Genomic DNA, 26447 nt, shown 5'->3' with positions numbered 1-26447 from the left:
TCATCCTCAACTTCAATTTTATTAAATTCACACTCCTATAATTTGAAGATCTACATAGTTATACCTGCGCATAATGAAGCTGAATTTATTGGCTCGACTTTACAATCTTTAGTAGATCAGACTTATTTACCAGCAAAAATTGTAGTTGTAGATGATCAATCCAACGACAACACACCAAATATAGTTTCGAGATTTGGTGATAAATATCCTTTTATCTCATTGATCTCTATCACATCTACTGAAGCTCATCTTCCAGGAAGCAAAGTGATAAATGCATTCAATCAAGGCATGAACACGCTAGATAGCGATTACGATGTCTTATGTAAATTTGATGCAGATCTTATCTTTCCACAGAACTATCTAGAGACATTAGTTCAAATATTTAATATTTCCCAAGAAGTTGGAATGGCTGGTGGATTTTGCAGCATACAACAAAATGAAAAATGGATTTTAGAAAACCTCACTAATAAAGATCATATTAGAGGTGCGCTTAAAGCTTATCGTAAAGACTGCTTTAGAGACATCGAAGGACTAAGACCAACTATGGGATGGGACACTGTAGACGAGCTCCTAGCCCAGTACCACGGATGGGAAATAAAGACAGATCAAAGTCTTTTGGTAAAACACCTTAAGCCTACAGGAAGCACATATAATAAAGCTTCAAAATATAAACAAGGCGAAGCTTTTTACAAGCTGCGCTATGGGTTTATAATCACTTTAATTGCATCTGCTAAGCTTGCCTTCAGAAAAAAAGATTTCAGACTTTTTCAAGACTATATTGCAGGCTACTTTAAAGCCTCAGAAGAAAAACAGACTTTTCTCTTAACTCATGACCAAGGTCGCTTTGCAAGAAAACTTAGATGGAAAAAAATGCTTGAAAAAGTATTTTAATTCTATTTCTCCAATACCACATTTAGAGGTATACCAGTTGCCGAGTTAGGAAATGCGATTCCCAATAATACCGAGATCGTTGGTGCAATATCCACTATTTCAGACCTTACAGCTGTACTTCCTTGCTTTATGCCTTTTCCGAAGAAAATTAAGGGCGCATGCGTATCGTAAGAAAATCCACTACCATGAGTAGAACCAGTTGTGGTAGTATAAGAGATAACAGCGGGATCTAAGACAAAAATAACATCTCCGCTGCGCTTCTGATTAAATCCTCTTTGTACCAATCCGGAAATACCTTCAGTATAGTTTCCGCTTTCTAATTGGCTACGAGTAAACACATTACTCACTTTTGGATATTGTAAAATAAAATGTGCAATTTCTTTTTCAAAAGTAGTTCGATCTATTTCTGCTTCAGCCAAAGTCCTGTAATTGAAGAATACCTGATAGTTAGAAACCGATTCAACTAAATCCTCTTTTTTATATTTCTCAAAAATAAACTCTTTTAATTTGGTGTCGAATTCTGGATCATCAAAATATCCAGATGGAATTTTAACTGACGTTAAATATGTAGGTACATCTCCACCACCGTGATCTGCAGTTAGAAACAAAGTATAATTCCCTTCTCCTACCTGGTCATCTAAACTAGAAAGCAATCTGGCTAGATCTAAATCTAATCTTAAATAAGCATCTTCGATTTCTTTAGAATTAACCCCGAAATTATGTCCTACGTAATCTGTACTGGAGAAACTTACAGTTAGAAAATCTGTGAATTCATCTTTACCTAATTCCTCACCTTTAATTGCAGCAATTGCAAAATCTGTTGTTAAGGAATTTCCATAAGGCGTAGCTTTTAAAAGATCGTAATTACCGTTATCTTTTCCTAAAGCTTGTAAATCGTATGGAAAACTAGCTGTTTTCTTACCATTAAATCCAGTTTCAAATAAATTTTCATCTACTCCGCTTTCTGAATAAGAATCTAATTTCTGTACAGCATCCCAAGGTTTCATATAAGAAAGTGCCGTTCCAGAAATATTGAATTCCTTAACCCACTTTGGAAGTTCCTCCATATAAAAAGTACTGCTTATCCATTTTCCTTCTTCTTGTCCGTGAAACCAATAGGCAGCATTAGCTGTATGACCCGCTGGCAAAATTGCTCCTCTATCCTTTAAAGCGATCCCAATAGTTTTTCCTCGCATTTGAGTAAACAATCTGTTCTCATCTGCAATGGTTGTTGCAGATAATCTATTAGGAGACATTTGTCCTGCCGATGCATTTGTACCTAGTGGCTGTACATTCTCGTCTGTGACACAATAAATATATCTTTCTTCAAATTTGTTATACCAGCTATTGCTAATTATTCCATGATTTTGTGGAGTAGTTCCTGTGTATACTGAAGCATGTCCAGGGGCTGTATAAGTTGGTATGTAATTAAAATGATTGTTTTTGAAATTATAACCCTCTGTCACTAACCTTTTAAATCCTTCATTCCCATATTTTTTCCAAAAGCGAGTTAAATAATCGTACCTCATCTGGTCTACAACAACCCCAACCACCAATTTCGGTTTGTCTGGATTAATAGACTTATCTATTTTAACTTGGGCAAAAGAACCAAAGGATAGAATAATAACTAAAAGAACTGTGATAGAATATTTCATAAATAAGAGAAACTGGTTGTAATTATTTCAAAAATACTAAAGAAATAGCCTTTAAACTTTAATTCTACGTTAAATAGTTTCCTGCTAAAATTTAGTATTTTAGCTTTACAAAAATTCCTTGATGAGCTACATCCATTCTATTGGTGAATACTTTTTAATGATTAAAGGCGTGTTTGGCAGAATGACCAAGCGATCTGTCTTAAGAGAATTAATTTTTAAAGAGATAAATGAGCTTATCATTGGTTCTTTAGGAATAGTTGCTTTTATTTCATTTTTCATCGGAGGAGTTGTTGCCATACAAACAGCTTTAAACCTCAACAATCCATTAATTCCAAAAACCCTGATAGCTTTTGCTGCAAGACAATCTATAATTCTGGAATTTGCACCAACATTCATCTCCATTATCATGGCAGGTAAAGTTGGCTCATTTATAACATCGAGTATTGGATCTATGAGGGTAACAGAGCAAATTGATGCTCTTGAAGTTATGGGTATAAATTCGCTGAATTATCTCATATTTCCGAAGATAATCGCTATGCTTACATATCCTTTTGTAATCGCGATCTCAATGTTTTTAGGGATTGTAGGTGCTTATGCAGCTGCTGTACTAGGAGGTTTTGTTGGGAGCGATCTATTCTTAACCGGACTTCAAGATGGTTTTGAAGGTTTTCATATTGTGTACGCATTTATTAAAACCTTTGTTTTTGCAATGATCCTTGCTACAATTCCGGCTTATCATGGCTATTATATGAAAGGTGGAGCTCTGGAAGTAGGTCATGCCAGTACAACTTCTTTTGTATGGACGAGTGTGGTAATTATTATAACAAATTACGTGATAACCCAATTATTACTTAGCTAATGATAGAAGTAAAAAATCTCCATAAAAGTTTTAGTGGCGAAGAAATTCTAAAAGGAATTGACTTCGTTTTTGAAGCAGGTAAAACTAATCTTATTATAGGACAATCGGGTTCTGGGAAAAGTGTGCTATTAAAATGTATGCTAGGCCTATTTAAGCCCGAAAATGGAAGTATAGAATATGATGGAAAAGCATACTCTTCTTTTACAGATGAAGAACAACGTGAACTTCGAAAAGAGGTAGGAATGTTATTTCAAGGCGGTGCTTTATTTGATTCTATGACCGTAGAAGAAAACGTAATGTTTCCCTTACGAATGTTTACAAAACAGCGAAAGCGCGAATTAAAAGCCAGAGTAGCTGAAGTATTAAAACGTGTAAATCTTGATGGTAGTGAAAATAAATATCCCGCGGAAATAAGTGGAGGAATGCAAAAGCGAGTGGCAATTGCACGTGCTATTGTAAACAAACCTAAATACTTGTTTTGCGATGAACCTAATTCTGGATTAGACCCAACAACGGCTACTGTTATTGACAATCTAATACAAGAGCTTACAAGAGAAAATAATATTACTACTGTAATTATCACTCACGATATGAACTCGGTATTAGAAATAGGAGAAAATATAGCGTTTTTAAAAGATGGTGTTCTAGCTTGGAAGGGTGATAAATCTCAAATCTTTAAAACCGATGATAAAACAGTAACAGATTTTGTATATTCTTCAGATCTATTTAAAAAGGTAAGAGATGCACAAATTAAAGAAATTAATTAAGCGATCTTACTAAAAGGGTATCCAATTTTAATCTCAAAGCCAACCACTTTTCAATTTTTCTAACCTCAGTAATCTTATCTGCTTTTCTAATTCTACTATCCCAAGTCACATTAAAAGTAGGAATCGTATCTATTTTTTTGAAATTAGTGGAAATGGTATTGGCATATGTCAAATTTTCCACGTCCTGATAATTGATCTTCAATTCTCTGCTTATTTCCTCAAAAGAAAAATCCCCCTGTTTATATTTTAATAACTCTTTTTCTAAGAAACTGATTTGCGCATCTTTATTTTCGATCACCTCCTGATTCTTAAGATAAAGATCCTCTAAAATCCCGCTTTTTACCTGAGAGGACAATAGATTAATATCTCCACCAGATTCATTGGTTCCTTGATGAATAATTAACTTACTTCCTTTTAAGGCTTCAAAATCACTCAAAGCTTCTCGCCAGGTTTGAATAGTTATATCTGGAACCACATTTCCAATTAGATAGACTTCAATCTCTCTTTTCTTAAAATCTTCTTCATATTTAATCGTTTCTGTTCCTTGATATTTAATCACCTTAGCTAAATACTCCTCTGCGGTAGAAATAAAAACTTGTTTTCTAAGTAGATTAACAAATAAGATTACACTTGGAATCATTATAACTATTGCTATTGCTGTTGCAATTTGGGCAATCCGTCTTCTTCTTTGTTGGTTTGCGTATTTAACTAATGGAAATCCAAGTAATTTGGAAACTAGGAAAGTAGATAATGCTATAAAAACTGCATTTATAGAAAAAAGGTATAAAGCACCGCTAGCAAATGGCATATTCCCGGTTGCCAAGCCGTAACCTACGGTACAAAGTGGCGGCATTAATGCCGTAGCTATAGCAACTCCAAATATCACACTCGCTATAGTTCCTTTCTTTGTTTTTGCAACTATTAAAGCAAGTCCTCCAAAAATAGCAACCAATACATCCAAAATAGTGGGATAAGTGCGGGCAATAATTTCTGGGGAAGGAATTTTAATTGGTGATATAAAGAAATAAAAAGTGGCCGTAAGCACACTTAGAAATACCATAACACCAAGATTAATAAAGGAGCGTTTCAACATCCTAACATCATTGATCGCTACAGATAGACCAATACCTACAATTGGCCCCATTAGAGGAGAAATAAGCATAGCTCCAATTACAACTGCAGCACTCCCAACATTCAGTCCTATAGAGGCAACAAAAATTGAAAAAATAAGGATCCAAGCATTATGGCCTTTAAAGGAAATATCTTTCTTAATGGCTTCTACCGTAGATTCCCTATCGGTATCTGCACGAATATCTAATAATTCAGAAATAAAAACTCTAATATTCTCCCATAGACCTCTGGCCTTGGTTAAATCCATATCGAAATTTTCTTTCTCGGGAGGGTTACTACCTAGGTTATCATTATTCTCCATTATTATCCTAAATTCTCATCAAATTTTTTCATAACCTTGTTTCTAATCTCCTTGATATCTTGTTCCTTTTCTTTTGGTACGATCATCAATACATCCTTGTCATCTACTATTATAAAGTCTTTTAACCCATCTATGAAAACGACTTTTGGATTATGCGTGTAGATAATATTCCCTTTTGCATCTTGATGCATTAGCTGAGCATTTACCACCGCATTATCGCTTTCATCTTTTGGCAGCTCCTCATGTAACGAGCCCCAAGTACCAAGATCGCTCCATTTAAAAGAAGCAGGAATTACATATACTGAATCGGATTTTTCCATGATCGCATAATCTATAGAAATATTCTGCGCTTCGGGATAAGTATCTTTAACAAACTTTTCTTCTTTAGAAGTATTTAAATATTCTTTTCCAACATCAAAAAGATTGAACATTTCTGGAAGCAAGGTTTTAAAGGAATCTGCGATAAAAGATGCTTTCCATATAAAGATGCCGGCATTCCATACGTAATTCCCATCTTCTAAATACTTTTTAGCATTTCTTAATGTTGGCTTTTCCGTAAAAATCTCCACTTTCTGAAGGTTCATCCCCTCCTCTTTTCCATACTTTATATAACCGTAACCTGTATTTGGAAAAGTGGGTTTTATTCCCAATGTTACTAGGATATTTTCTTTATATGCAGCCTTAAAAGCCAAATTGATATCTGCCGCAAAGGCATCTTCATCATTAATAAAATGATCGCTAGGCGCTACGACCATTACAGCATTCGGATTTTTTTTATTAATCTTCATTGCAGCCAACAAGATGCAAGGAGCTGTGTTTCGCATTGCTGGCTCTAGAATAATTTGCTCCTGAGTAATTTTTGGTAATTGTTCCTTGATAATATCGTTGTAAACTTCGTTACTAAGAATAAGAATATTCTCGTAAGGAACTACTTTAGTAAGTCTATTAAAGGTACTCTGCAATAAAGTTTCCCCCAAGCCTAACATATCATGAAACTGCTTTGGATATTTTGCTGTACTTAAAGGCCAAAATCTGGAGCCTACACCACCAGCCATAATTACTGCGTAATAATCTTGATTATAAATTATCATTCTCTTTTTGTTTAATTCTAGCCCGCTATTAACTCCACTTCGGCATTAGGTTGAAATAAATAAATCCTTCCAGTATCCATTTCTACACATTCATATCGCTTCCTCCTCTTTTCACCTTTTTTGAAGACTTTACCATTATAAATTCTAAAAACTCCACCTAATGGAAGCTCAAAAATATAATTTTTATCATTTTCGGGATCAAAACTTTTTAGAGCTACAGATAATTGCGCATCGGTATCACTGCTAGCTTTAGGATTTTTGAAATGTTTTGCTATTAAAGGTAATAATTGTATTGGATATATCTCAGGCCTTATAAATGGTAACATCATTTGCTGAAAAGTGAATTTCCACTCTCTTCCATGTGGTTTAATAGACCTACCAAATCTTTCGAAAGCAATTAAATGGGCAATTTCATGAACTAAGGTCATCAAAAATCGATACTTATTTAAATTCGCATTGATGGTAATTTGATGACCGCCATTTTCTTTTCTTCTATAATCCCCATGACGTGTTACCCTTTCGTTTACAATCTTTAGATGAATATCATTATCTTCTATAAGTTTGAAAATAGGAGATACAGCATGACTAGGTAAATATTTCTCCAGAACTTCACTCATTTCTTCCTTTTTAAGGGGTACTATTAGAAACCTGTAAAAGTTTGCCGTTATAATACTTATGACCGTTAAGACTAAAATCAACAATATACTTAGCCATTTCTAGTGCAGAAACCGGTGCCTGATAACCTGGAAATGCTTCTGCCAACATTTCGGTTTGAACAGCACCTAAAGCCAATACATTAAATGAGGGGCCATTCTCTTTATATTCTTCAGCTAACATTTCTGTAAGAGTTATTAACGCCCCTTTACTAGAACTATATGCAGATAAGCCTGGGAACTTCATACTACCCTGAACTCCTCCCATACTACTTATATTTATTACGTGAGAATTTGAATCTAAAAAAGGAAGTAATTGCTTAATTAATCCTGCTACACCAAAAACATTCGTATTATAAATAGCTTTAAATTCAGAAAGAGTTGCTTCAGCAAAAGATTTGTTTAAAATTGCACCCGCATTGTTTATTAATATATCTACCTTTTTCCAAGTCCCTTCAATATGATCTCCAATTTTTTGAAGTTCTTCTTCCTTAGTTATATCACAAGCAAATACTTGTACATTCTTCAAACCCAATGCCTGAAGTGATTCCGGTTTTCTAGAAAGTGCTATTACATCATGGCCAGCTTCAGAAAACAGCTTTACCATTTCAAACCCCATTCCTCTACTCGTTCCTGTTATTACAACATGCTTCATTCTTTATTCAATTTTATTTCTTTTGTTGGTGTATTCGCCATCTTATAAATTCCAGGAATAATAGATTCAATTAGATCTGCCATAAACGGAATATCCATCTTGTCTGCCTCATCTTGAACCTGATGATAATAATTATAATTAGTAAAATCGAATGAGCTGATGGTTTGTGCTGGCACATTAAATTCTTTGTAAAAAGAATAATTATCGCTCCTCATAAAAAGATTAAATTCTTTCGCTTTCGGAAGAAACCCTAAAACTTTTTCTTCAGAATATTCATTAAATTTTTCAGCTAGATTAGATTCTTCAAAACCAGTTAAATATGCTTTATGATCTTTTTCTACCATAGGAACACCGATCATTTCAATATTAAAGTTTACATAAAGGTCCAATTTTTCATCTTTTAATCGTTTGGCCAAATGCTTAGAACCCAAAAGCCCTTTTTCTTCCGCCGAAAGAAAAACAAAGAGAATACTTCTTTTATTTTTTGATGCAGCACCAAAATATTTTGCCAATTCCAATACTGCTACAGAACCTGCAGCATTATCATTAGCACCATTTGCTATGGAATCATTTGCAATTGGAGAAACTAATCCTATATGATCATAATGAGCACTAATTATTAAAAACTCCTTTTTTAATACTGGATCTGTTCCTTCAACAAAACCAATTATGTTATAACCAGTGGATCCTTTTACATCAAAGGAATCTCTATATGTTTCGAAATATGGCTTAACCTTATTCTTCTTGAGAATTCCCTCGATATAAGCAGCTGCTTTCTCTATCCCCTCAGAACCTGTATTTCGACCTTTCAAGTCGTTCGAAGTTAGAAAATCCAATTCCTCCTTCAACACATCCTCACTAATATTAGCTTTGGTAATCCCTGCATTTACAGTAGGCGCAATTATTTGTTTTTCTTTAGTAGAATTTTGTGTGAGGTTACACGCGGAAAATAGAAACAGCAGTCCTAAACTAGCTGTTCTTATAAATATTTTTATCATAGTTATAAAGATAAAAAAATCCCGCAATAGCGCGGGATTTTCAAATATTATATTCTATTAAGTCTTTAGATTATGCCAACATAGTTACCGGGTTCTCCAAATACACTTTTAATGTTTGTAAGAAAGCCGCTCCCGTAGCACCATCTACAGTTCTATGATCGCAAGCCAGGGTAACTTTCATCGTATTACCTACTACAATTTGCCCATTTTTCACAACCGGTTTTTCTACAATTGCTCCTACAGATAGGATTGCCGAATTAGGTTGATTTATAATACTAGTGAATTCTGTGATCCCAAACATTCCAAGATTAGAAACCGTAAAAGTACTTCCTTCCATTTCTGATGGTTGCAGCTTTTTATTTCTAGATTTCCCAGCAAGATCTTTTACTTTAGCGCCAATTTGAGTCATTGAAAGTTGATCTGCAAATTTCACAACAGGTACTACCAATCCATCTTCTACTGCAACCGCAACTCCCATATGAATATGTTTTGCAATTTTAGTATTGTCTCCAGTCCATTGAGAATTAACTCTAGGATGTTTTCTCAATGCCATAGCAGAAGCCTTGATCACCATATCATTGAATGAAACCTTAACATCTGGAATTTCGTTTATCTGTTTTCTAGATGCCATAGCAGTTTCCATATTCACTTCTATTGTTAAATAGTAGTGAGGAGCAGTAAACTTAGATTCTCCTAGACGTTTAGCTATAGTTTTACGCATCTGGGAATTTTTGATCTCCTCAAAAGATTCTTCCCCCGCTGGCATATATGTTTGAACCGTTTTTTCTGAAGAAGCTGCAGGACTCTCAACTTTTTCAGCGGCTGGTTTGGCTGAAACTTGGAAAGATTCTACATCTTTCTTTACAATTCGCCCATTTTCACCAGAACCTTTTACATCGGCAAGATCCACACCTTTATCTTCAGCGATCTTTTTCGCTAATGGTGAAGCAAAAATTCTACTTCCATCCTTGGCTTCGGTAGTATTTACCTCCGACTTCTCTTCTGAAGCTTCATTAGAAGAATCTTCGTCCTGAGAATTATTTTCTTCCTTACTATTAGTAGATTTTGCCTCAGATTTCCCTGATCCAATTCCAGAAACATCGGTTCCTTTAGGCCCAATAATAGCAAGTAAAGTGTCAACTTTTACAGTTTCTCCTTCTTGAACTCCAATTTTCAATAAAGTTCCACTATAAAAAGACTCAAATTCCATAGTAGCTTTATCGGTTTCGATTTCAGCTAAAATATCTCCCTCTTCTACGGTGTCGCCTTCTTTTTTAAGCCAAGACGCCACTGTTCCTTCTTCCATGGTATCACTAAGTCTAGGCATATTAATTACCTCTACTCCCTCTGGGATCTCACTTGTAGATTCAGATTGCTCTTCTTTTTTATCTTTAGAATCTGCAACTGGAGCTTCTTTTGAAGCATCTTTAGACTCAGTTTTGGTTTTTTCCTTATTTGAAGATTTACTATCCCCTTTCAATAATCCAGAAATATCTTCTCCTTTTTCACCAATAATGGCAAGTAAATTATCGACCGGTGCAGTTTCACCTTCTTCAACTCCTATATGCAATAAAGTCCCTTCATGAAAAGACTCAAATTCCATAGTAGCTTTATCTGTTTCGATTTCAGCTAAAATATCTCCTTCTTCAACCTTATCTCCAACTTTCTTCAACCATTTAGCAACAACACCTTCTTCCATGGTGTCACTTAAACGAGGCATATTAATTACTTCAGCCATAATTTATTTTACTTTATGTGATAAAAACGGATAGTCTTCCTGTTCGTAAACAGCATCAAACATCAAGCTTGCATCCGGATAATCTGAATCTTCTGCGAATTTCTCACATTCAAGAACCAAATTCTTAACACGCTTATCAATTTCCTTAATTTCTTTATCTGTTGCGTACTTTTTATCTTTAATTACATCTAAAACCTGAGTTATAGGATCTATTTTTTGATATTCTGCAACTTCATCCTTGGTTCTATATTTCTGAGCATCACTCATAGAGTGACCTCTATATCTATATGTTTTTAGCTCTAGGAAAGTAGGACCTTTTCCATCTCTAGCTCTTTTAATAGCTTCATCCATAGCTTCGGCTACCTTAATAGGGTTCATAGCATCTACTGGACCACATGGCATATCATACGCCAATCCCATTTTCCAGATCTCTGTATTCTTGGAAGTTCTAGCTACAGAAGTTCCCATAGCATACCCATTATTTTCTACACAAAAAACTACAGGTAAATTCCAATTTACAGCCATGGTAAGAGTTTCATGAAGAGAACCTTGACGCATTGCGCCATCTCCCATGAATGTTAATGTAACGGCATCTCTTTTAAAATACTTATCTGCAAATGCCAATCCAGCACCTAAAGGTATTTGTCCACCCACTATTCCATGTCCTCCATAAAACCTGTGTTCTTTGGAAAAAATATGCATTGAACCACCAAGACCTTGAGAAGTCCCAGTTTTCTTACCATATAATTCCGCCATTACTTTTCTAGGATCCACACCCATACCAATTGGTTGAACGTGGTTTCTATAAGCAGTGATCATTTTATCTTTGGTAAGATCCATTGCATGCAACGATCCGGCTAAAATTGCTTCTTGACCATTATATAGGTGCAAAAAACCTCTAACTTTTTGTTGAATATATACTTGAGCTAATTTATCCTCAAACTTTCTCCAAAAAAGCATATCCTCGTACCACTTCAAATACGTGGCTTTGGTAATTTTCTTCATTTACAAATATATTTAGACCGGACACTGGTTTTTGCCTAGCGGATAACAAAAATACTATTTTCAGTAAGAATGAAAAACAGTTTTAATATTAAAAACAACGAAATCGTTATAGATTGGACTTATCGAATGCAAAAGGCAATAGATCCTTCAAAGAATTAGATTTTGCCACTTCCCCTGTTTCCCCCATAAAATAGATCTCTATAGGTTCATTTTGCTTGATCTCGTACTCTGCAATAGCCTGTCTACATGCACCGCAAGGTGGAATTGGAGAAGTAACCGCATGATTTAATGAGGTAGCAGAAATCGCTATTCTCTTAATAATTGCTTCAGGATACTTGGCTCCTGCATAATAAATGGCAGTTCTTTCAGCACATAATCCGCTTGGATAAGATGCATTTTCTTGATTACTTCCAGGAATAACTTCATTATTATCTAAAAGTATAGCTGCACCAACGTGAAATTTGGAATATGGCGCATATGCTTTTTCTCGTGCTTCAACAGCTGTATTCATTAATTGTATCACTTCTTTTGGAAGTTCATCTATAGAATCATATATCTCTATTGATGTAGAAACTGTAATTAATTTCATTTAAATGTATTGATTTTAGTTCGCATTCGGGTAGAAGCCACTAAATGTAGTAAACTGTGTTACGAACTTCTGGAAATAAGTAAATTATTAATTATCGTTGAATTTTTCACCAAAGTTAAAAACCAATCCAAATCGAAGAGTTCCTTCTAATGGACTTACTACGTTAGAGGTGGAAAATAAATAAGAGACATCTATTACTACAGGAGCATATTTAAATCCGGCACCAATTGCTACAAATTTCCTTGAACCTTTAGTATCGCTTTCATTAAAATATCCTGTTCTTAAAGTAAACTGATCTTGATATACATATTCTGCACCTACAGCCCAAGTAACTTCTCTCAATTCTTCACCAAATCCATCTGGTGCATCACCAAAAGATTTAAAAATTCCTTCTATAGATCCAATATTATTATATTCATCTTCATCTGCAGCATCAATTTGCCCATCTCCATTAAAGTCTTTTGGCGTTGGAACTAAAAGTTTATTAAATTCTAAATAGGTACCTAATCTATTTGAAGGGTCAAATATAAAATCGAAACCACCCCCAACTTTTAGATTGGTAGGAATAAAATTTTCCTGACCTACTTCATCATATTTAATTTTCGGGCCTATGTTGGAAAGATTAGCACCTGCTCTAATTTTTCCATCGAAATTTGAAAAAACAATATTCTGACTCTGATAAAAAGCTGCAACATCTACCCCAAATGTAGAGGCTGCGGTGGCATCTTCACTGTTTATTGCCAATTTAAGGTCTGATCTTAAATAACGACCTGCAACAGCCATAGAAAAATTATCTGCCAATCTTAAAGCATAGGACACATCCAATGTGAATTCGTTTGGGCTAAGCAATAATGCTTCATCCCCAAAATTTTCCTGAGTTTCAATAGATCCCAAACTAAAATATCTCAAACTAGCAGCGACAGCACTTCTGTCATCTAGTCTATTAAAATAGGTGAGGTTTCCTAAAAATATATCATTTACTATACTGCTTAAATAAGGTGTATAAGAGACCCCAATACCCTGCTCACTATTTATAAATGCAAATTTAGCAGGATTCCATTGCTGAGAAAAAGCGTCGGCAGAGGTCGCGACTCCTTGGTCACCCATCCCGGCAGCCCTAGCATCCGCAGCAATTAATAAAAATGGGATCGCAGTTGTTATAACCCTATCCCGTTCCTCTTGAGAGAATACGACAGAATTTGATAAAAGGGTAAAACCAAGAAAAAGTATAGTAATTTTTTTCATCACATTATTTAGTCTTTAACAAATATATATTTTTATTCTTGTTAAGAGAAGCTCCTCTCATCAATTTTGCAATGCTTTTTAATAGATTCCATAAAAACTCAAGGATTCTATTAAAACTACAATTTCCAATATTTATTGTCTCTAGCCACATGTTTTCATATGCTTAACTAAAAATATTTTAAACCTAAACTATTAGTATTACTTTTGCGACAATAATAAATATGTCTAAAAAGTTCCAAGCATCAAGATTATTAACTGTTTAGCACATTTTGAATAAGATAAAATAAACTTGTACTTTTCCCGTTAATTACTATATTGCAAGGCCTAAATTACTACATAAATAGAATAAAAATATGAGGACTACTGTTGCCTTTAAAACACTATTTGCTATCGCTATAGGCGCTAGCTTATTTAGTTGTAACAATTCTAGAGATTACAAGAATAACTCACGAGCTACTGGATGGGATATTAATTCTAAAGACGGTGGTTTTCAATACAAAACAGATTACAAGGAGCAGGAAACTGGTCCCGGACTTGTTTTTGTTGAAGGAGGAACATTTACCATGGGTAGAGTTCAAGATGACGTAATGCACGACTGGAATAACACTCCTACTCAACAGCACGTTCAATCGTTTTATATGGACGAAACTGAAGTTACCAACATCATGTATATGGAATACTTGGATTGGTTAAAGAATGTTTTCCCTCCAAGTGAACCAAATTACAAGAATATATATTCTGGAGCAGTTCCAGATACTTTAGTGTGGAGAAATAGATTAGGTTTTAATGAGACCATGGTAAATAATTACCTACGTCACCCAGCCTATTCAAATTACCCCGTGGTAGGAGTTAACTGGATGCAGGCAACTGAATTTAGCAAATGGAGAACCAATAGAGTAAATGAGCTTAAACTAGAAAAAGAAGGATATTCTAAAGAAGGAGCTCGTTATACAGATGTTTCTGCGGGCACTACTTTTGATACTGAAACTTATTTAAATGCTCCTACAAAAACTTATGGAGGAAACGATAGTATTACACGTGGTGGTAAAAATGCTGACAAATTAGGTACTGCTAAAGATACTAGTAATGCCAAAAATATTTACATACAACGTAAAGATGGTGTGTTATTACCTGAATACAGACTACCTACTGAAGCAGAATGGGAATATGCAGCTTTAGGATTAGTGGGTATTAGAGATTACAATGTATATCGTGGAAGAAAAAAATATCCGTGGGATGGGCAATATACTCGTTCTGGAGATGCTAAAAGACAAGGAGATCAACTAGCCAATTTTAAGCAAGGTGAAGGAGATTATGGAGGAATCGCAGGTTGGAGTGATGATGGTGCGGATATCACTGCAGAAGTAAAATCTTATCAAGCTAACGATTATGGTCTTTATGATATGGCTGGTAACGTGGCAGAATGGGTAGCCGATGTTTACAGACCTATAGTAGATGATGAATTCAATGATTTTAATTACTACAGAGGAAATGTTTATACCAAAAACGCTATTAACGATGATGGTACTGTACAAATTGTAACACCAGAAGGAGTAGTATATGATACTTTAAGTAGTGGTAGAATTATGGCCCGAGCTCTTCCAGGAGAGATCGCGCAAGTTCCAATTAATGAAAAAGACACTTATCTTAGAACCAACTTTAACGAAAGTGACAATAGAAACTTCCGTGATGGAGATAAAAGTTCAACAAGATATTATGAGCCTTTCAATGAGATCTCAAATCCTTCCAAGAGAATGTATAATTCTCCTCAATTCAGCACCGATACAGATAGTACAGGAAATGTAAAACCTAACTACGATGAGACTAGTAGAACCACAATGGTAAGTGATGAAGTTCGTGTGTATAAAGGTGGATCTTGGAGAGACAGAGCATATTGGTTAGATCCTTCTCAAAGAAGATATTTCCCTCAAGATATGGCAACAGATTATATTGGATTTAGAAACGCAATGTCTAGAGTTGGATCTAAATCTAAAGACAAAAACAAAACGGCAAGAAATTAATCTTCCCGATTTTGAATAAAACGGTTTAAAAAGTTTATTTTTCGATTATAATAATATTAGATACTTAGGTCTCTAATTTTATTATAAGATTAGAAAAACTACTTTTTAAACCGTTTGCTATTTAATATATTTTGGTAATGAATATTGAAACATTACATAAGCTTTTTCTTAAAAGCAAAGGAGTGGCTACAGATACTCGCGCAATTAAATCTGAACATTTATTTTTCGCACTAAAAGGAGATAATTTTAACGGCAATTTATTTGCTGAAAAAGCACTTTCCAAGGGCGCTAGTTATGCAATTATAGATGAAGATATATTACCTAATAACGACCGATGTATTTTGGTTGAGAATGTATTGGATACACTACAACAATTAAGCAGCTATCACCGTACTTTCCTTAACATTCCAATTCTTGCAATAACTGGAAGCAACGGAAAAACCACCAGCAAAGAATTAATCTATGCGGTATTAAAGAAAAAGTTTGAAACTATAGCTACGATAGGAAATCTAAACAATCATATTGGTGTTCCTCTTACCCTACTATCCATGAATTCGAAGACAGAATTTGGAATAGTAGAAATGGGCGCCAATCATCCAAAAGAGATCGAAAAATTATGCGAAATAGCTAAACCTAATTATGGGTATATCACTAATTTCGGAAAAGCACATTTGGAAGGTTTCGGAAGTATTGAAGGTGTTATTTTAGCAAAAAGCGAATTATATAATTACCTCAAATTAAACCGCGGTAAGATATTTTTAAATATAGATGATCCTATTCAGCAGAAGCAAAGCAGTTATAACGATGTCTTTACTTTTGGCGAATCAACCGAAGCAGATATTATTATAAAATACGATAATTCCAATACTTTGGCTGAAGTAGAATATCAGAACAGCATTATTAAAAGTCAGTTAACAGGCACTTATAATGCTATAAATATTGCTGCATCGGTTAGCATTGGCTTATACTTTAAGATATCACTAGAAAGCATTCAAAAAGCAGTATATAATTATATCCCCAAAAATAATCGCTCTCAGATCCTAAAATGTGGTAGCAACTCATTACTAATGGATGCCTACAATGCAAATCCAACAAGCATGATTGCAGCATTAGAAAGCTTTAAAGATAATCCAGCTAAAAATAAAATAGTGATCTTAGGAGACATGTTTGAGCTTGGAACCTCTTCCGAAGAAGAACATCAAATAATCGTAAACTATATAGAAACACTAGAACTTTCCAAAGCATTTATCGTAGGAAAGAATTTCTATAGAACAAAATCCAAAAACGAACATATTAAGAAGTTCGAAAATTTCTCCGATCTTCAAATAGCTCTCGAATCCAATAAAATCCAGAATTCCTATATTCTCATAAAAGGCTCCAGAGGAATGGCCTTAGAGAGAGTTGTGGATATATTAAAATCTACCACTAGATAAGTTACTCCAAGTTAATTAAATCCCTAATCACTTTAAAGGCTCCTATTAATCATAGATTGAATAAGGTAATATTTACTGTTCTTTAGTCAATAAGTGAATAGTATTTCTCACGATTCTCAATGATCACCCAAATATTAATAACAAAGAGAATTACGGCTAAAATAAGCCCTGATGGCTCATTCACTATGTGAGTTAATAGAATTCCTACCATAATTGGCAATATAATAATAGCTCCGAGCGCTCGAGTTTTTTTAGGAATAATTAAAAACCCTCCAATAATTTCTATAAACCCTATCAAAGGTAACAACCAGCCGATCTCGCTAAAAGCGGCCATTAGATTAATCATACTCTCAGGCAGATCTTCTGGCATTGGCATATAATTAAAGAATTTGTTTAATCCAGCGTTAATGAACATCAATCCGAACAAAAGACAAATAACAAATAGAATTTTATTTTTCATTTTACCACAGTTAAATATGAATACCACATTGAAAGTTAAATAATATCATTCTAAAGAGAAATTTATTAATTGGATTTTTAAAATCTAAAACATAAAAAAAGCCCTCCATAAATGGAAGGCTTTTTTTTATAGTGGGCAATGAGGGATTCGAACCCCCGACCCCCTCGGTGTAAACGAGGTGCTCTGAACCAACTGAGCTAATTGCCCTATTTAAAACACAATAGGATCTAACAATAAAATTACATTAAAAAAGCTTCCTTTTTAATGGAAGCTCTTAAGTGGGCAATGAGGGATTCGAACCCCCGACCCCCTCGGTGTAAACGAGGTGCTCTGAACCAACTGAGCTAATTGCCCGCAAACGCTTGAATGCGGATGCAAATATAGACTACATTTTGAATATGACAAACTAATATTTAAAAAAAATAAAATTATTTTCGGCTTAAATATAAATTGGAATATCAAAATATCATTAAATAAAAAAAACTCTGAATCAAAAGATTCAGAGTCAAATAAATACCAGTTCTATTTCATTAATCCAGGAACACTTCTATAAATATAATCCCCATGACTTCCTGTAAATAATTTATTTTTATTCTTAATAAATTCCTTTCGCTTAGCTTCATCTGGCCAGGCCTTATTTTCTAGAGCTATGGTTTCATCAAAGGATTTTTCTATATCTGCAAAATTATTATAAAAGTAGGCTTCAGAAAATTGCCTGCTATTGGAACCCCAAAGATGTCTATGTGTATAATACCCCTTTAAAGCCGATAGCTTTTTAGTTACCTTTTCAAAATATTCTTTAAATAATTCTGGGTTTCCTTCCCCATTCATAGCCATTTCTAAATTTCTTAAATATACAACTTGTGGCTTATCTGAGTTTCCAGTAGACTCTATTGTATAGGGTAAAGAAATATAAATTTCATCACTATGATCTGGGGAATAATACTTCTGTTGTTTATCAAAAAACGCAGATCTAGCTTCATCATCTGGCCAAGCTGCTTTCGCTAATTCAGCACTCTTTACATCAGCCTTTTCAAGATCTTCCCAGTTTTTGTAGACATTCACCAATATCAATTCAGAATTATCTGGAGTGAAATAGTGAGTATAAAAGCCAGAACTTAAAATAAGGTCATTTTTCATGGTGACCTTATCAAAATATTCTTTCTCAGTCTGCTTCCAGTCATCAAAATTAACGTTTGGATCTGGGTTCCAATGCACTGTGGTCATTGTAATATAAACAGGTTCAGATTCTGTAGCGGTAGAATCCTGTGCAAATCCACAATAAACCGTTACTAGAAACAATACAATGGTACTTTTCAAAAATTTGTTTAATGATTTCATAGTAAAAAAGATTAGTTAATAAAAAATATAATAAACAAGGCAAGCCATGTCTGGAATTATTCTTTTTAAGAATACTATGAGGTATAAAAGGGAGGGAAATAAGTTAATAAAATGGTAGACAGTTTAAATGGAGGAGACCTCTACCAATTGCATAGCAACAATTTAATAAAAATTATTATAAATTCGCACTGAAGTTAATTATAGTCGACAAAACCTAAGGGTTTTGGGTTAAGGAGTAAGAATCTCTGCAACCACAAATGTGCTACCACCAATAAAAATGAGATCTTTATTAATTGCTCTAGATAAGGCAGCTTGATAAGCGTGCTTCACACTTTTAAATTTTTCACCCCTTAAACCAACAGCCGAAGCCTCTTTATGAAGGACGTCTTCATCTAAGCCTCTAGGAATATCAGGTTTACAAAAATAATAATCTGCATCTATAGGAAACAAACTTAAAATATCCTCTAATTTTTTATCGCTTACAAAACCTAATACTATATGTAATTTTTTATAAGATTCTCTTTCTAACTGAGTAATTACATAATTTAAACCTTCCTTATTGTGAGCGGTATCACATATAACTTTAGGTGAATCCATTATTTGTTGCCATCTACCTTGAAGTCCTGTGTTGAATACAACTGAAAGCAAACCTTGTGTTACATTTTTAGAAGAAATAGTAAACCCTAGTAATTTAAGTTCTTTCGCTGCTGTGTAAGCGGTCTTAGAATTTTTATTCTGATAATCCCCTTTAAGATCTGTTTTCAATACAATATCTTGCGAAGAAGCTAAAAGGATCTTTGCTGAATGACTTTCTGCAGTCCTTTTAAAAACTGGAAACGTCTCTTCTTGAAATTCCCCAATTACAACCGGGGTGTTAGACTTAATAATTCCAGCTTTCTCTGCCGCTATTTCTGCTAAAGTATTTCCTAGCATGTTTGTGTGGTCCAGCCCAATATTGGTGATAACCGAGAGCAGGGGACGAATAATATTAGTAGAATCTAATCTCCCACCTAAACCTACTTCTATAACAGCTATATCTACTTTTTCGTTACTGAAATAACTAAAAGCCATTCCCACCGTCATTTCAAAAAAAGAAAGATTATTCTTTTCTAAATACTCCTTATTTGCATGTATAAAAGTTACGACTTCATCCTCAGGAATCTCATTTCCGTTAATCTTTATACGTTCTCTAAAATCTATAAGGTGAGGCGACGTATATAAACCAACTTTATATCCTGCTTCTTGAAGAATTGAAGCAAGCATATGACTTGTAGAGCCTTTTCCATTTGTTCCAGCAACATGTACAGTTTTAAAATTCTCGTGCGGATTCTCTAAATGTTCCGATAATTTAATAATATTAAAAAGATCCTTTTTAAAGGCATCTACGCCTACGCGCTGGTACATTGGCAACTGCTGAAACATCCAATCAACAGTTTGAGAATAAGTAAACACTATTCAGATAATTTAAAATTGTAGGTAATGTATCCCGTCTGCACAGAAGGCGCATTAGAATCACTATTAAATCTTGTGGCTAAAGCAGCTCTTCTTGCGGGCTCTGTCAAACAGGTTGCAGTATTTGTAGTTCCTCTCTGTCCAGGACTTGCACTAATAACTTGGCCGTTTTGATTCACCGTGATCTTAACCACCACAAGTCCGGCCTCATTACAATCCTGCGGAATCTTCTCCTTATTTAAAGCCTTTCTCCCACCCAATCTATAGTTTCCATCACCATCTAAACCAGAACCATTCCCATAATAAGAACTAGCATTTGGGTCGCCATCCCTACTTCCTTTATCTCCGGCAACTCTATCATTACCTTCACCACCGGTTGCAGTCCCATCGCTTTTTGGTCCATTTAAGATACTACTCATAGCATCTGTAGTAGATTTATCTGGAGTTGGATCCGGCTTTTTAGCAGGTGGTAATTTCTTAGGCTCCACCTTTTTTTCTTGAATAACTGGTTTTTTCTCCGCTTTTTTCTGAATGACCGGAGCTTCTTCAGATTCCTGAGTTACTACTTCTTCAACTTGCGTTTTAGGTTGAGCAACTACAGGTGGAGCAGATTTTTGCGGGGCAGACTTAATAGCTTCTGTGGGTTGCTTATCCCCTGAGCCTTCTTCTGAAGTACCAAAATTAATTGCTATTCCATTTTCTGGCGGAGGATCTAGATATTGTAATCCTACAAATAATAATATAAGTATGAGCAACACATGTATTACTACCGTGATGGTAAAAGATTTTTTTTCGTGTTTTGTATCTAAAAAGCTCACAGAGTTCTTATTATTAATTTACTTTTTCAGGTTTAACGGCAAGCACAATCTTATACTTATTTCTGTTTGCAATGTCCATTACGTTCACCGCTTTTTCTATTGGTACTCCTTCTTCAGCTCTTAAAATAATCGTAGGATCTTCTACCCCTGCCAACCTACTAATAAGTGTGCTTTCTAAGGCGCTATTACTTATTCTATCATTATCTATATAAACCTGGAGATCTTTTGTAATACTTACTGAAAGATTAGATTTATTAGTGGTCTTTCCCTTCGCTTTTGGCAAAATTAAGTCCAAAGCTTCTGGAGTAATTGTTGGAGATGTTAACATAAAAAATATCAATAACAGAAACACAATGTCTGTCATAGAACTCATGCTAAAGTCTGCGCTTACTTTATTTCGACTTCTTAAATTCATATTAAGCCGGCTCGTTTAAAAGGTCAAGGAAATCTACCGCTGTAGCTTCCATTTGGTGTACTACTTTGTCTGTTTTCACAACCAAATGGTTGTAACCAATATATGCAATAATACCTACTATTAAACCAGCCACTGTAGTTGTCATTGCAGTATAGATCCCCTCTGCAAGGGTTCCCATTTCTGCTTGCCCACTACTAGTTGCTAGTGTATGAAAAGCCAAAACCATACCAATAACAGTTCCTAAGAAACCAATCATTGGAGCTGCTCCAGCTATAGTAGCAAGAATACTCACATTCTTTTCTAATTTGTAAACTTCTAATCGTCCTGCATTCTCAATAGCTGTATTGATGTCTTCTAAAGGGCTGCCTATTCTTGAAATACCTTTTTCTGTAAGTCTGGCAACAGGAGAATTATTTTGAGCACATCTAATTTTTGCCGATTCTATATTTCCATTCAATACACTATCTTTTATTTGAAGCATAAAATTTGGATCTACTTGTGTGGCGGCTTTAATTGCAAATAATCTTTCGAAATAAATATATACAGCTACAAAAAGCAGTATAAATAAAATTCCGATAATGATCTGGCCACCCAAACCACCACTCATCATTAAATCAAATAACGAAAGAGTTTTCTCTTCTACGACAGGCTCAACCTCTAGGGCTGCTTGAGCAGCGTCGGCATCTTGGAAAAAGTTTAACATAGATAAAATTAGGTTTGTTAGTGTAACGTGAGATTGTAATTTTAATTGTTGTATTTAAACTATACTAGCTGTTTTAATGCTATTTCAAAAGCAATACTGCTAATTCCTGTTTTAGAATTGCTGTTATTATATGTTTTCTGAATTGCATTTTTAATAGTGTTAGAGGTATCGCTAAAGATTGCCTCATCGGTCATCTGTACTCGTCTTTCCATGAAATAAGCAAATACTCGTGCCATTCCGCAATTTGCAATGAAATCTGGCACTACGCTTAATTTTTCATCTGCATACTCCATAATTGGGCCAAAAAATATTTCTTTATCTGCAAATGGCACATTAGCTCCACTAGAGATCATTTCCAATCCACTTCTAATCAATCTCTCAACTTGATCTTTGGTAACTAATCTGGAAGCTGCACAAGGAGCAAATATATCGGCCTGTAAATCCCAGATCTTATCGTTAATCTCTTCAAAAGGGATCAAATTTGGATGTTTCAACGTATTTCCATCCTTGTTTAGGAATAATTCTTTTATTTCTTCAAAAGAAAAACCATCTTCATTAATTAATCCTCCAACACGATCTATAATTCCAATTACTTTAACTCCCATTTGAGATAAGTAATAAGCCGCTGCAGATCCAACATTTCCAAATCCCTGAACGATCGCTTTCTTACCTTTTACATCACCTCCATAAATTGAATAATAATGCTTAACAGCTTCAGCAACCCCATAACCAGTGATCATATCGGCAACCGTATATTTTCTAGAAACATCTGGAGAATAAGTAGAATTCTCAAGAACTTTTATCACACCTTGACGTAACTGCCCTATTCTATTGATCTTATCTGCTTCTGTAGGTTGAAAATGCCCATTAAAAACACCTTCTTGTGGATGCCAAACCCCACAATTCTCTGTGATGGGAATTACTTCATGAATTTCATCTACATTTAAATCCCCACCAGTTCCATAGTAACTTTTCAATAAGGGAGAGACCGCTTTATACCATCTTTCCAATACACCCTTTTTTCTTGGGTCACTTGGATCAAAATTAATACCCGACTTTGCTCCTCCAATTGCTGGTCCAGAAACAGTGAACTTTACCTCCATCGTTTTAGCGAGAGATAACACCTCATTCTTATCAAGTCCTTTTCTCATTCTAGTTCCACCACCTGCAGCACCACCTCTAAGAGAGTTTATTACTGTCCAACCTTCCGCATCGGTTTCAGCATCTTTCCAATTAAAAACAATTTCTGGTTCTTTATTTTCGTATAAATCGAGTAAGTCTTTCATATAAATCAGTTTGAACGCAAATATAAAAAACAATTCGCCCCTATGGGGAAAATTATAAAATATTAGGGTTCATAAACTATGCCTGCACAATGGTCATTTTCTGCCCCAGTGACAGAGCTCAATACATTAATTTCTTCCCTTAATTTTAGCACTCCCAAGAACCCAAAGATCACAGCCTCCTTAAAATTTATTATTTCTGAAGAAGGAATTGTAAGCTTAGCAGTGGTTTTGTGTTGAAGAAGTTCCATTAAAAAAGTATTAAAAACCCCTCCACCAGTAAATAATACTTCTACTTCGGGATAATCTTTAATGTTCTTAGCTATTTCTGAAGCTATATGTTGGCAATAAGTATTTAATAATGCTGGAATATCTTCTTCAAAATCTTTCAAAATTGGCAAAACAGAATTATTTACCCATTCTATACCCAAAGATTTAGGGGAATTCAATTTATAAAAGGGAAGCCCCTCTAATAATTTATATAGCTCCGGATTAAATTTTCCAGATCTCGCAATAGTGCCTCCATCATCATATTCTTTCCCAAGCTTTTCTGAATAATAATTAAGTACCGTATTCACGGCACAAATATCATAGGCAATTCTTACACCTTCCTTATTAGTAGAGATATTAGCGAATCCACCTAAATTTACGCAATAAGTATAGGCTGCAAATAATAGTTCATCGCCTATAGGAACTAAGGGTGCACCTTGGCCACCTAGACCAACATCCTGCACCCGGAAATCACAGATCACTAATTCATCTACAAGTTCTGCCAAATGAGGTAGGTTTCCAATTTGCAGAGTTAACCCATTTTCCGGTTCATGTTTAATAGTATGTCCATGACTACAAATTGCATCTAATTCCTCAATTCTATTATTTCTAACGAATTTTGAAATTATGTCCCCTAAGTAATTTGTATACTCATCATCCAATTCCATTAATTCAATTGGTGATAAATTTAAAGCAGTGCCCAATTTTTCCTTCCAGGAATTATCATATCCAATGGTTTCCGCTTTTAATATTTTGAAGTCCCAATCTGTGGATTTCGTAAAATGAACCAATGCGATATCTACTCCATCTAATGAAGTGCCAGACATCACGCCTAAAACCTTATATTCTTTTATTTCCATATTCGTAAAAATAATTATTCTTAATTGAATATTAGGGGTCAAAAAGGTATCTTTGCGCACAAAAAAAATTGAATTTTTAAAATAAATTGCCTAATGGATTTTAAACTTACAGAAGAGCACATAATGATTCGTGATGCTGCCAGAGATTTCGCTAATAGTGAACTTTTACCGGGAGTAATTGAAAGAGATGATAAACAAGAGTTTCCCACCGAGCAAATCAAGAAAATGGGAGAACTTGGTTTTCTAGGAATGATGGCATCTCCAGAATATGGCGGCGGCGGAATGGACACCGTTTCTTATGTATTGGCAATGGAAGAGATTTCTAAAATTGATGCTTCTGCGTCTGTAGTAATGTCTGTTAATAATTCTTTAGTTTGTTGGGGTCTAGATACTTTTGGAAATGAGGAGCAAAAAGAGAAATATCTTACTAAATTAACTACTGGAGAATCTATAGGTGCTTTTTGCCTTTCAGAACCAGAAGCAGGAAGTGATGCTACATCTCAAAAAACAACTGCAATAGATCATGGAGACCATTATATTTTAAATGGAACCAAAAATTGGATCACCAACGGAAGTACGGCGGATTTCTATTTGGTAATTGCACAAACCGATCGTGAGAAGAAACATAAAGGTATCAATGCCTTTATTGTTGAAAAAACTTGGGAAGGTTTTGAAATTGGACCTAAAGAAAATAAGTTAGGGATTAGAGGAAGTGACACACATTCTTTAATTTTTAACGATGTAAAAGTGCCTAAAGAAAATAGAATTGGTGAAGATGGCTTCGGATTTAAATTCGCTATGAAAACTTTAGCGGGTGGAAGAATAGGAATAGCGGCTCAAGCTTTAGGAATTGCTGGAGGTGCTTATGAATTGGCTTTAAAATATTCTAAGGAACGTAAGGCTTTTGGTACTGAAATTTGCAATCATCAAGCAATCGCTTTTAAATTGGCAGATATGCATGTTGCTATAGAAGCTGCGAGACTATTAGTAATGAAAGCGGCTGTAGATAAAGACAATAAAGAAAATTACGACCTTTCTGGCGCCATGGCTAAATTATATGCCTCTCAAGTGGCAATGGAGGTATCTGTTGAAGCTGTACAAGTACACGGTGGAAATGGGTTTGTGAAAGATTATCACGTAGAACGTATGATGCGTGACGCAAAGATCACACAGATCTACGAAGGAACTTCAGAAATTCAAAAAATTGTTATTTCGAGAAGTATTATCAACGGATAATATAATTTCTTAATTATACAAAGAGCAACCTAATAAGGTTGCTCTTTTTTTTGGTTAAAATGGAAGTTTAGGCCTTTTTAAGAGACTAAAACTTTTTTTTAAGCTATCTCACAGATTTATTAATATTCCTCTTCAATCAAGGTAATAAGCCTAGTCTTATCTAATATATTACTTCCCACAAGTTCTTATTATTCGTTAAATAAATTTCTCTATAGTTATTAGGTTTAATCTAATATTCTCTCGCATCCCCATATCAAATTTTTTTTTGCGTCCCCCTACGGCTAAGGCCTTGTGCCGGGCTTTCCGCGCTACAAGGTAGCTTGCTCCAATCCCTGGCCGGGTTCAATAAAGATTCAGCATCTGTAGATTAAGAACACATTTCTTAGGATCTCTCAGCAGCAATCTCCATTTTAATACCAAACTACCAAACACAAAAAACCCCTCCATGGTTAGATGAAGGGGTATTAGTTGAGATTATTATAAACAAAAAAAGCACCTATCTCACGATAAGTGCTTTTCAAAAAAAAGGCGACGACATACTCTCCCACAATACAGCAGTACCATCTGCGCTAACGGG

24 protein-coding genes and 2 tRNA genes are annotated in these 26447 nt (G+C 34.8%); 6 read left to right on the top strand and 20 right to left on the bottom strand.

What is annotated here, in order from left to right:
• Positions 1-42: 42 nt before the first annotated feature.
• Positions 43-891 (top strand): glycosyltransferase, encoded by an 849-nt coding sequence (locus BC962_RS12720; protein WP_121346421.1) that lies wholly within the window; start codon positions 43-45, stop codon positions 889-891.
• Between the two features lie 2 nt (positions 892-893).
• On the opposite strand, the gene pafA is transcribed toward BC962_RS12720, so the two are convergent.
• Entirely contained in the window at positions 894-2546 is a 1653-nt protein-coding gene (gene pafA / locus BC962_RS12715; RefSeq protein WP_121346420.1) for an alkaline phosphatase PafA, read from the bottom strand.
• Positions 2547-2667: 121 nt separating this feature from the next.
• Between pafA and BC962_RS12710 the strand changes: the two genes are divergently transcribed.
• Both BC962_RS12710 and BC962_RS12705 read left to right on the top strand, forming a co-directional pair.
• A complete protein-coding gene (locus tag BC962_RS12710; RefSeq protein WP_121346419.1) occupies positions 2668-3405 on the top strand; it encodes an MlaE family ABC transporter permease in 738 nt (245 codons plus the stop codon).
• A complete protein-coding gene (locus BC962_RS12705; RefSeq protein WP_121346418.1) occupies positions 3405-4172 on the top strand; it encodes an ABC transporter ATP-binding protein in 768 nt (255 codons plus the stop codon). Before BC962_RS12710 ends, BC962_RS12705 begins: the two co-directional genes overlap by 1 nt.
• On the opposite strand, the gene BC962_RS12700 is transcribed toward BC962_RS12705, so the two are convergent.
• From BC962_RS12700 to porV, 9 genes are all read right to left on the bottom strand, one after another.
• The gene (locus BC962_RS12700; protein ID WP_121346417.1) at positions 4165-5604 is read right to left on the bottom strand and encodes a DUF389 domain-containing protein; all 1440 of its coding nucleotides are present in this window, start codon (positions 5602-5604) and stop codon (positions 4165-4167) included. The genes BC962_RS12705 and BC962_RS12700 overlap by 8 nt on opposite strands.
• 2 nt (positions 5605-5606) lie before the next feature.
• Positions 5607-6695 carry a mannose-1-phosphate guanylyltransferase gene (locus BC962_RS12695; RefSeq protein WP_121346416.1) on the bottom strand — a complete coding sequence of 363 codons (1089 nt, stop codon included), beginning with the start codon at positions 6693-6695 and terminating at the stop codon, positions 5607-5609.
• 17 nt (positions 6696-6712) lie between these two features.
• A complete protein-coding gene (locus BC962_RS12690) occupies positions 6713-7312 on the bottom strand; it encodes a SprT-like domain-containing protein (RefSeq protein WP_121346415.1) in 600 nt (199 codons plus the stop codon).
• A gap of 10 nt (positions 7313-7322) precedes the next feature.
• Entirely contained in the window at positions 7323-8003 is a 681-nt protein-coding gene (locus tag BC962_RS12685) for an SDR family NAD(P)-dependent oxidoreductase (RefSeq protein ID WP_121346414.1), read from the bottom strand.
• On the bottom strand, positions 8000-9001 hold the full coding sequence (locus BC962_RS12680) for a M20/M25/M40 family metallo-hydrolase (protein WP_183075510.1): 1002 nt from the start codon (positions 8999-9001) through the stop codon (positions 8000-8002). Before BC962_RS12680 ends, BC962_RS12685 begins: the two co-directional genes overlap by 4 nt.
• A gap of 70 nt (positions 9002-9071) precedes the next feature.
• Positions 9072-10739, bottom strand: a complete 1668-nt coding sequence (locus tag BC962_RS12675) for a pyruvate dehydrogenase complex dihydrolipoamide acetyltransferase (RefSeq protein ID WP_121346412.1) — start codon at positions 10737-10739, stop codon at positions 9072-9074.
• A 3-nt stretch (positions 10740-10742) separates the two neighbouring features.
• Entirely contained in the window at positions 10743-11744 is a 1002-nt protein-coding gene (gene pdhA / locus BC962_RS12670) for a pyruvate dehydrogenase (acetyl-transferring) E1 component subunit alpha (RefSeq protein WP_121346411.1), read from the bottom strand.
• Positions 11745-11850: 106 nt separating this feature from the next.
• On the bottom strand, positions 11851-12333 hold the full coding sequence (gene cdd, locus BC962_RS12665) for a cytidine deaminase (RefSeq protein ID WP_121346410.1): 483 nt from the start codon (positions 12331-12333) through the stop codon (positions 11851-11853).
• Positions 12334-12420: 87 nt separating this feature from the next.
• Entirely contained in the window at positions 12421-13578 is a 1158-nt protein-coding gene (gene porV / locus BC962_RS12660; RefSeq protein ID WP_121346409.1) for a type IX secretion system outer membrane channel protein PorV, read from the bottom strand.
• 353 nt (positions 13579-13931) lie between these two features.
• Between porV and gldJ the strand changes: the two genes are divergently transcribed.
• Positions 13932-15599, top strand: a complete 1668-nt coding sequence (gene gldJ / locus BC962_RS12655) for a gliding motility lipoprotein GldJ (protein WP_121346408.1) — start codon at positions 13932-13934, stop codon at positions 15597-15599.
• A 137-nt stretch (positions 15600-15736) separates the two neighbouring features.
• A complete protein-coding gene (locus BC962_RS12650) occupies positions 15737-17032 on the top strand; it encodes a UDP-N-acetylmuramoyl-tripeptide--D-alanyl-D-alanine ligase (protein ID WP_121346407.1) in 1296 nt (431 codons plus the stop codon).
• A gap of 82 nt (positions 17033-17114) precedes the next feature.
• On the opposite strand, the gene BC962_RS12645 is transcribed toward BC962_RS12650, so the two are convergent.
• From BC962_RS12645 to BC962_RS12600, 10 genes are all read right to left on the bottom strand, one after another.
• The gene (locus BC962_RS12645; protein ID WP_121346406.1) at positions 17115-17492 is read right to left on the bottom strand and encodes a DoxX family protein; all 378 of its coding nucleotides are present in this window, start codon (positions 17490-17492) and stop codon (positions 17115-17117) included.
• A gap of 132 nt (positions 17493-17624) precedes the next feature.
• Positions 17625-17699, bottom strand: a tRNA-Val gene (locus BC962_RS12640).
• A 72-nt stretch (positions 17700-17771) separates the two neighbouring features.
• Positions 17772-17846: transfer RNA gene (locus BC962_RS12635), tRNA-Val, on the bottom strand.
• A gap of 168 nt (positions 17847-18014) precedes the next feature.
• Positions 18015-18833 carry a hypothetical protein gene (locus tag BC962_RS12630; protein WP_121346405.1) on the bottom strand — a complete coding sequence of 273 codons (819 nt, stop codon included), beginning with the start codon at positions 18831-18833 and terminating at the stop codon, positions 18015-18017.
• Between the two features lie 228 nt (positions 18834-19061).
• A complete protein-coding gene (locus BC962_RS12625; protein ID WP_121346646.1) occupies positions 19062-20255 on the bottom strand; it encodes a bifunctional folylpolyglutamate synthase/dihydrofolate synthase in 1194 nt (397 codons plus the stop codon).
• Positions 20256-20284: 29 nt separating this feature from the next.
• Positions 20285-21103: an energy transducer TonB gene (locus BC962_RS12620; protein WP_121346404.1), complete on the bottom strand. Its 819-nt coding sequence runs from the start codon at positions 21101-21103 to the stop codon at positions 20285-20287.
• A gap of 13 nt (positions 21104-21116) precedes the next feature.
• Positions 21117-21518, bottom strand: coding sequence for an ExbD/TolR family protein (locus tag BC962_RS12615; RefSeq protein WP_121346403.1), 402 nt, complete (start codon positions 21516-21518; stop codon positions 21117-21119).
• 1 nt (position 21519) lies between these two features.
• Entirely contained in the window at positions 21520-22221 is a 702-nt protein-coding gene (locus BC962_RS12610; protein WP_121346402.1) for a MotA/TolQ/ExbB proton channel family protein, read from the bottom strand.
• A gap of 59 nt (positions 22222-22280) precedes the next feature.
• A complete protein-coding gene (locus BC962_RS12605) occupies positions 22281-23507 on the bottom strand; it encodes a Glu/Leu/Phe/Val dehydrogenase dimerization domain-containing protein (RefSeq protein ID WP_121346401.1) in 1227 nt (408 codons plus the stop codon).
• Between the two features lie 62 nt (positions 23508-23569).
• Positions 23570-24634, bottom strand: coding sequence for an anhydro-N-acetylmuramic acid kinase (locus BC962_RS12600; RefSeq protein ID WP_121346400.1), 1065 nt, complete (start codon positions 24632-24634; stop codon positions 23570-23572).
• Between the two features lie 93 nt (positions 24635-24727).
• On the opposite strand from BC962_RS12600, the gene BC962_RS12595 reads away from it, so the two are divergent.
• Complete coding sequence (locus BC962_RS12595) at positions 24728-25870, top strand: acyl-CoA dehydrogenase (protein WP_121346399.1); 1143 nt, start codon at positions 24728-24730, stop codon at positions 25868-25870.
• Positions 25871-26447 lie beyond the last annotated feature (577 nt).

It is taken from the genome of Gillisia mitskevichiae (genome assembly GCF_003634585.1).
Lineage (GTDB): Bacteria > Bacteroidota > Bacteroidia > Flavobacteriales > Flavobacteriaceae > Gillisia > Gillisia mitskevichiae.
Note: the sequence above shows the minus strand (reverse complement) of the source record. Positions and strands in the feature narration are given on the sequence as shown.

Bases quoted from the DNA above. Each gene is read 5' to 3' on its own strand.
- BC962_RS12600 (WP_121346400.1), bottom strand. From the start codon at position 24,634: ATGGAAATAAAAGAATATAAGGTTTTAGGCGTGATGTCTGGCACTTCA.
- BC962_RS12675 (WP_121346412.1), bottom strand. From the start codon at position 10,739: ATGGCTGAAGTAATTAATATGCCTCGTTTAAGTGACACCATGGAAGAA.
- cdd (WP_121346410.1), bottom strand. From the start codon at position 12,333: ATGAAATTAATTACAGTTTCTACATCAATAGAGATATATGATTCTATA.
- pafA (WP_121346420.1), bottom strand. From the start codon at position 2,546: ATGAAATATTCTATCACAGTTCTTTTAGTTATTATTCTATCCTTTGGT.
- porV (WP_121346409.1), bottom strand. From the start codon at position 13,578: ATGAAAAAAATTACTATACTTTTTCTTGGTTTTACCCTTTTATCAAAT.
- BC962_RS12700 (WP_121346417.1), bottom strand. From the start codon at position 5,604: ATGGAGAATAATGATAACCTAGGTAGTAACCCTCCCGAGAAAGAAAAT.
- BC962_RS12650 (WP_121346407.1), top strand. From the start codon at position 15,737: ATGAATATTGAAACATTACATAAGCTTTTTCTTAAAAGCAAAGGAGTG.
- BC962_RS12610 (WP_121346402.1), bottom strand. From the start codon at position 22,221: ATGTTAAACTTTTTCCAAGATGCCGACGCTGCTCAAGCAGCCCTAGAG.
- BC962_RS12595 (WP_121346399.1), top strand. From the start codon at position 24,728: ATGGATTTTAAACTTACAGAAGAGCACATAATGATTCGTGATGCTGCC.
- gldJ (WP_121346408.1), top strand. From the start codon at position 13,932: ATGAGGACTACTGTTGCCTTTAAAACACTATTTGCTATCGCTATAGGC.
- BC962_RS12680 (WP_183075510.1), bottom strand. From the start codon at position 9,001: ATGATAAAAATATTTATAAGAACAGCTAGTTTAGGACTGCTGTTTCTA.
- BC962_RS12630 (WP_121346405.1), bottom strand. From the start codon at position 18,833: ATGAAATCATTAAACAAATTTTTGAAAAGTACCATTGTATTGTTTCTA.
- pdhA (WP_121346411.1), bottom strand. From the start codon at position 11,744: ATGAAGAAAATTACCAAAGCCACGTATTTGAAGTGGTACGAGGATATG.
- BC962_RS12685 (WP_121346414.1), bottom strand. From the start codon at position 8,003: ATGAAGCATGTTGTAATAACAGGAACGAGTAGAGGAATGGGGTTTGAA.
- BC962_RS12705 (WP_121346418.1), top strand. From the start codon at position 3,405: ATGATAGAAGTAAAAAATCTCCATAAAAGTTTTAGTGGCGAAGAAATT.
- BC962_RS12605 (WP_121346401.1), bottom strand. From the start codon at position 23,507: ATGAAAGACTTACTCGATTTATACGAAAATAAAGAACCAGAAATTGTT.
- BC962_RS12695 (WP_121346416.1), bottom strand. From the start codon at position 6,695: ATGATAATTTATAATCAAGATTATTACGCAGTAATTATGGCTGGTGGT.
- BC962_RS12625 (WP_121346646.1), bottom strand. From the start codon at position 20,255: ATGTTTCAGCAGTTGCCAATGTACCAGCGCGTAGGCGTAGATGCCTTT.
- BC962_RS12690 (WP_121346415.1), bottom strand. From the start codon at position 7,312: ATGAGTGAAGTTCTGGAGAAATATTTACCTAGTCATGCTGTATCTCCT.
- BC962_RS12710 (WP_121346419.1), top strand. From the start codon at position 2,668: ATGAGCTACATCCATTCTATTGGTGAATACTTTTTAATGATTAAAGGC.
- BC962_RS12645 (WP_121346406.1), bottom strand. From the start codon at position 17,492: ATGAAAAATAAAATTCTATTTGTTATTTGTCTTTTGTTCGGATTGATG.
- BC962_RS12615 (WP_121346403.1), bottom strand. From the start codon at position 21,518: ATGAATTTAAGAAGTCGAAATAAAGTAAGCGCAGACTTTAGCATGAGT.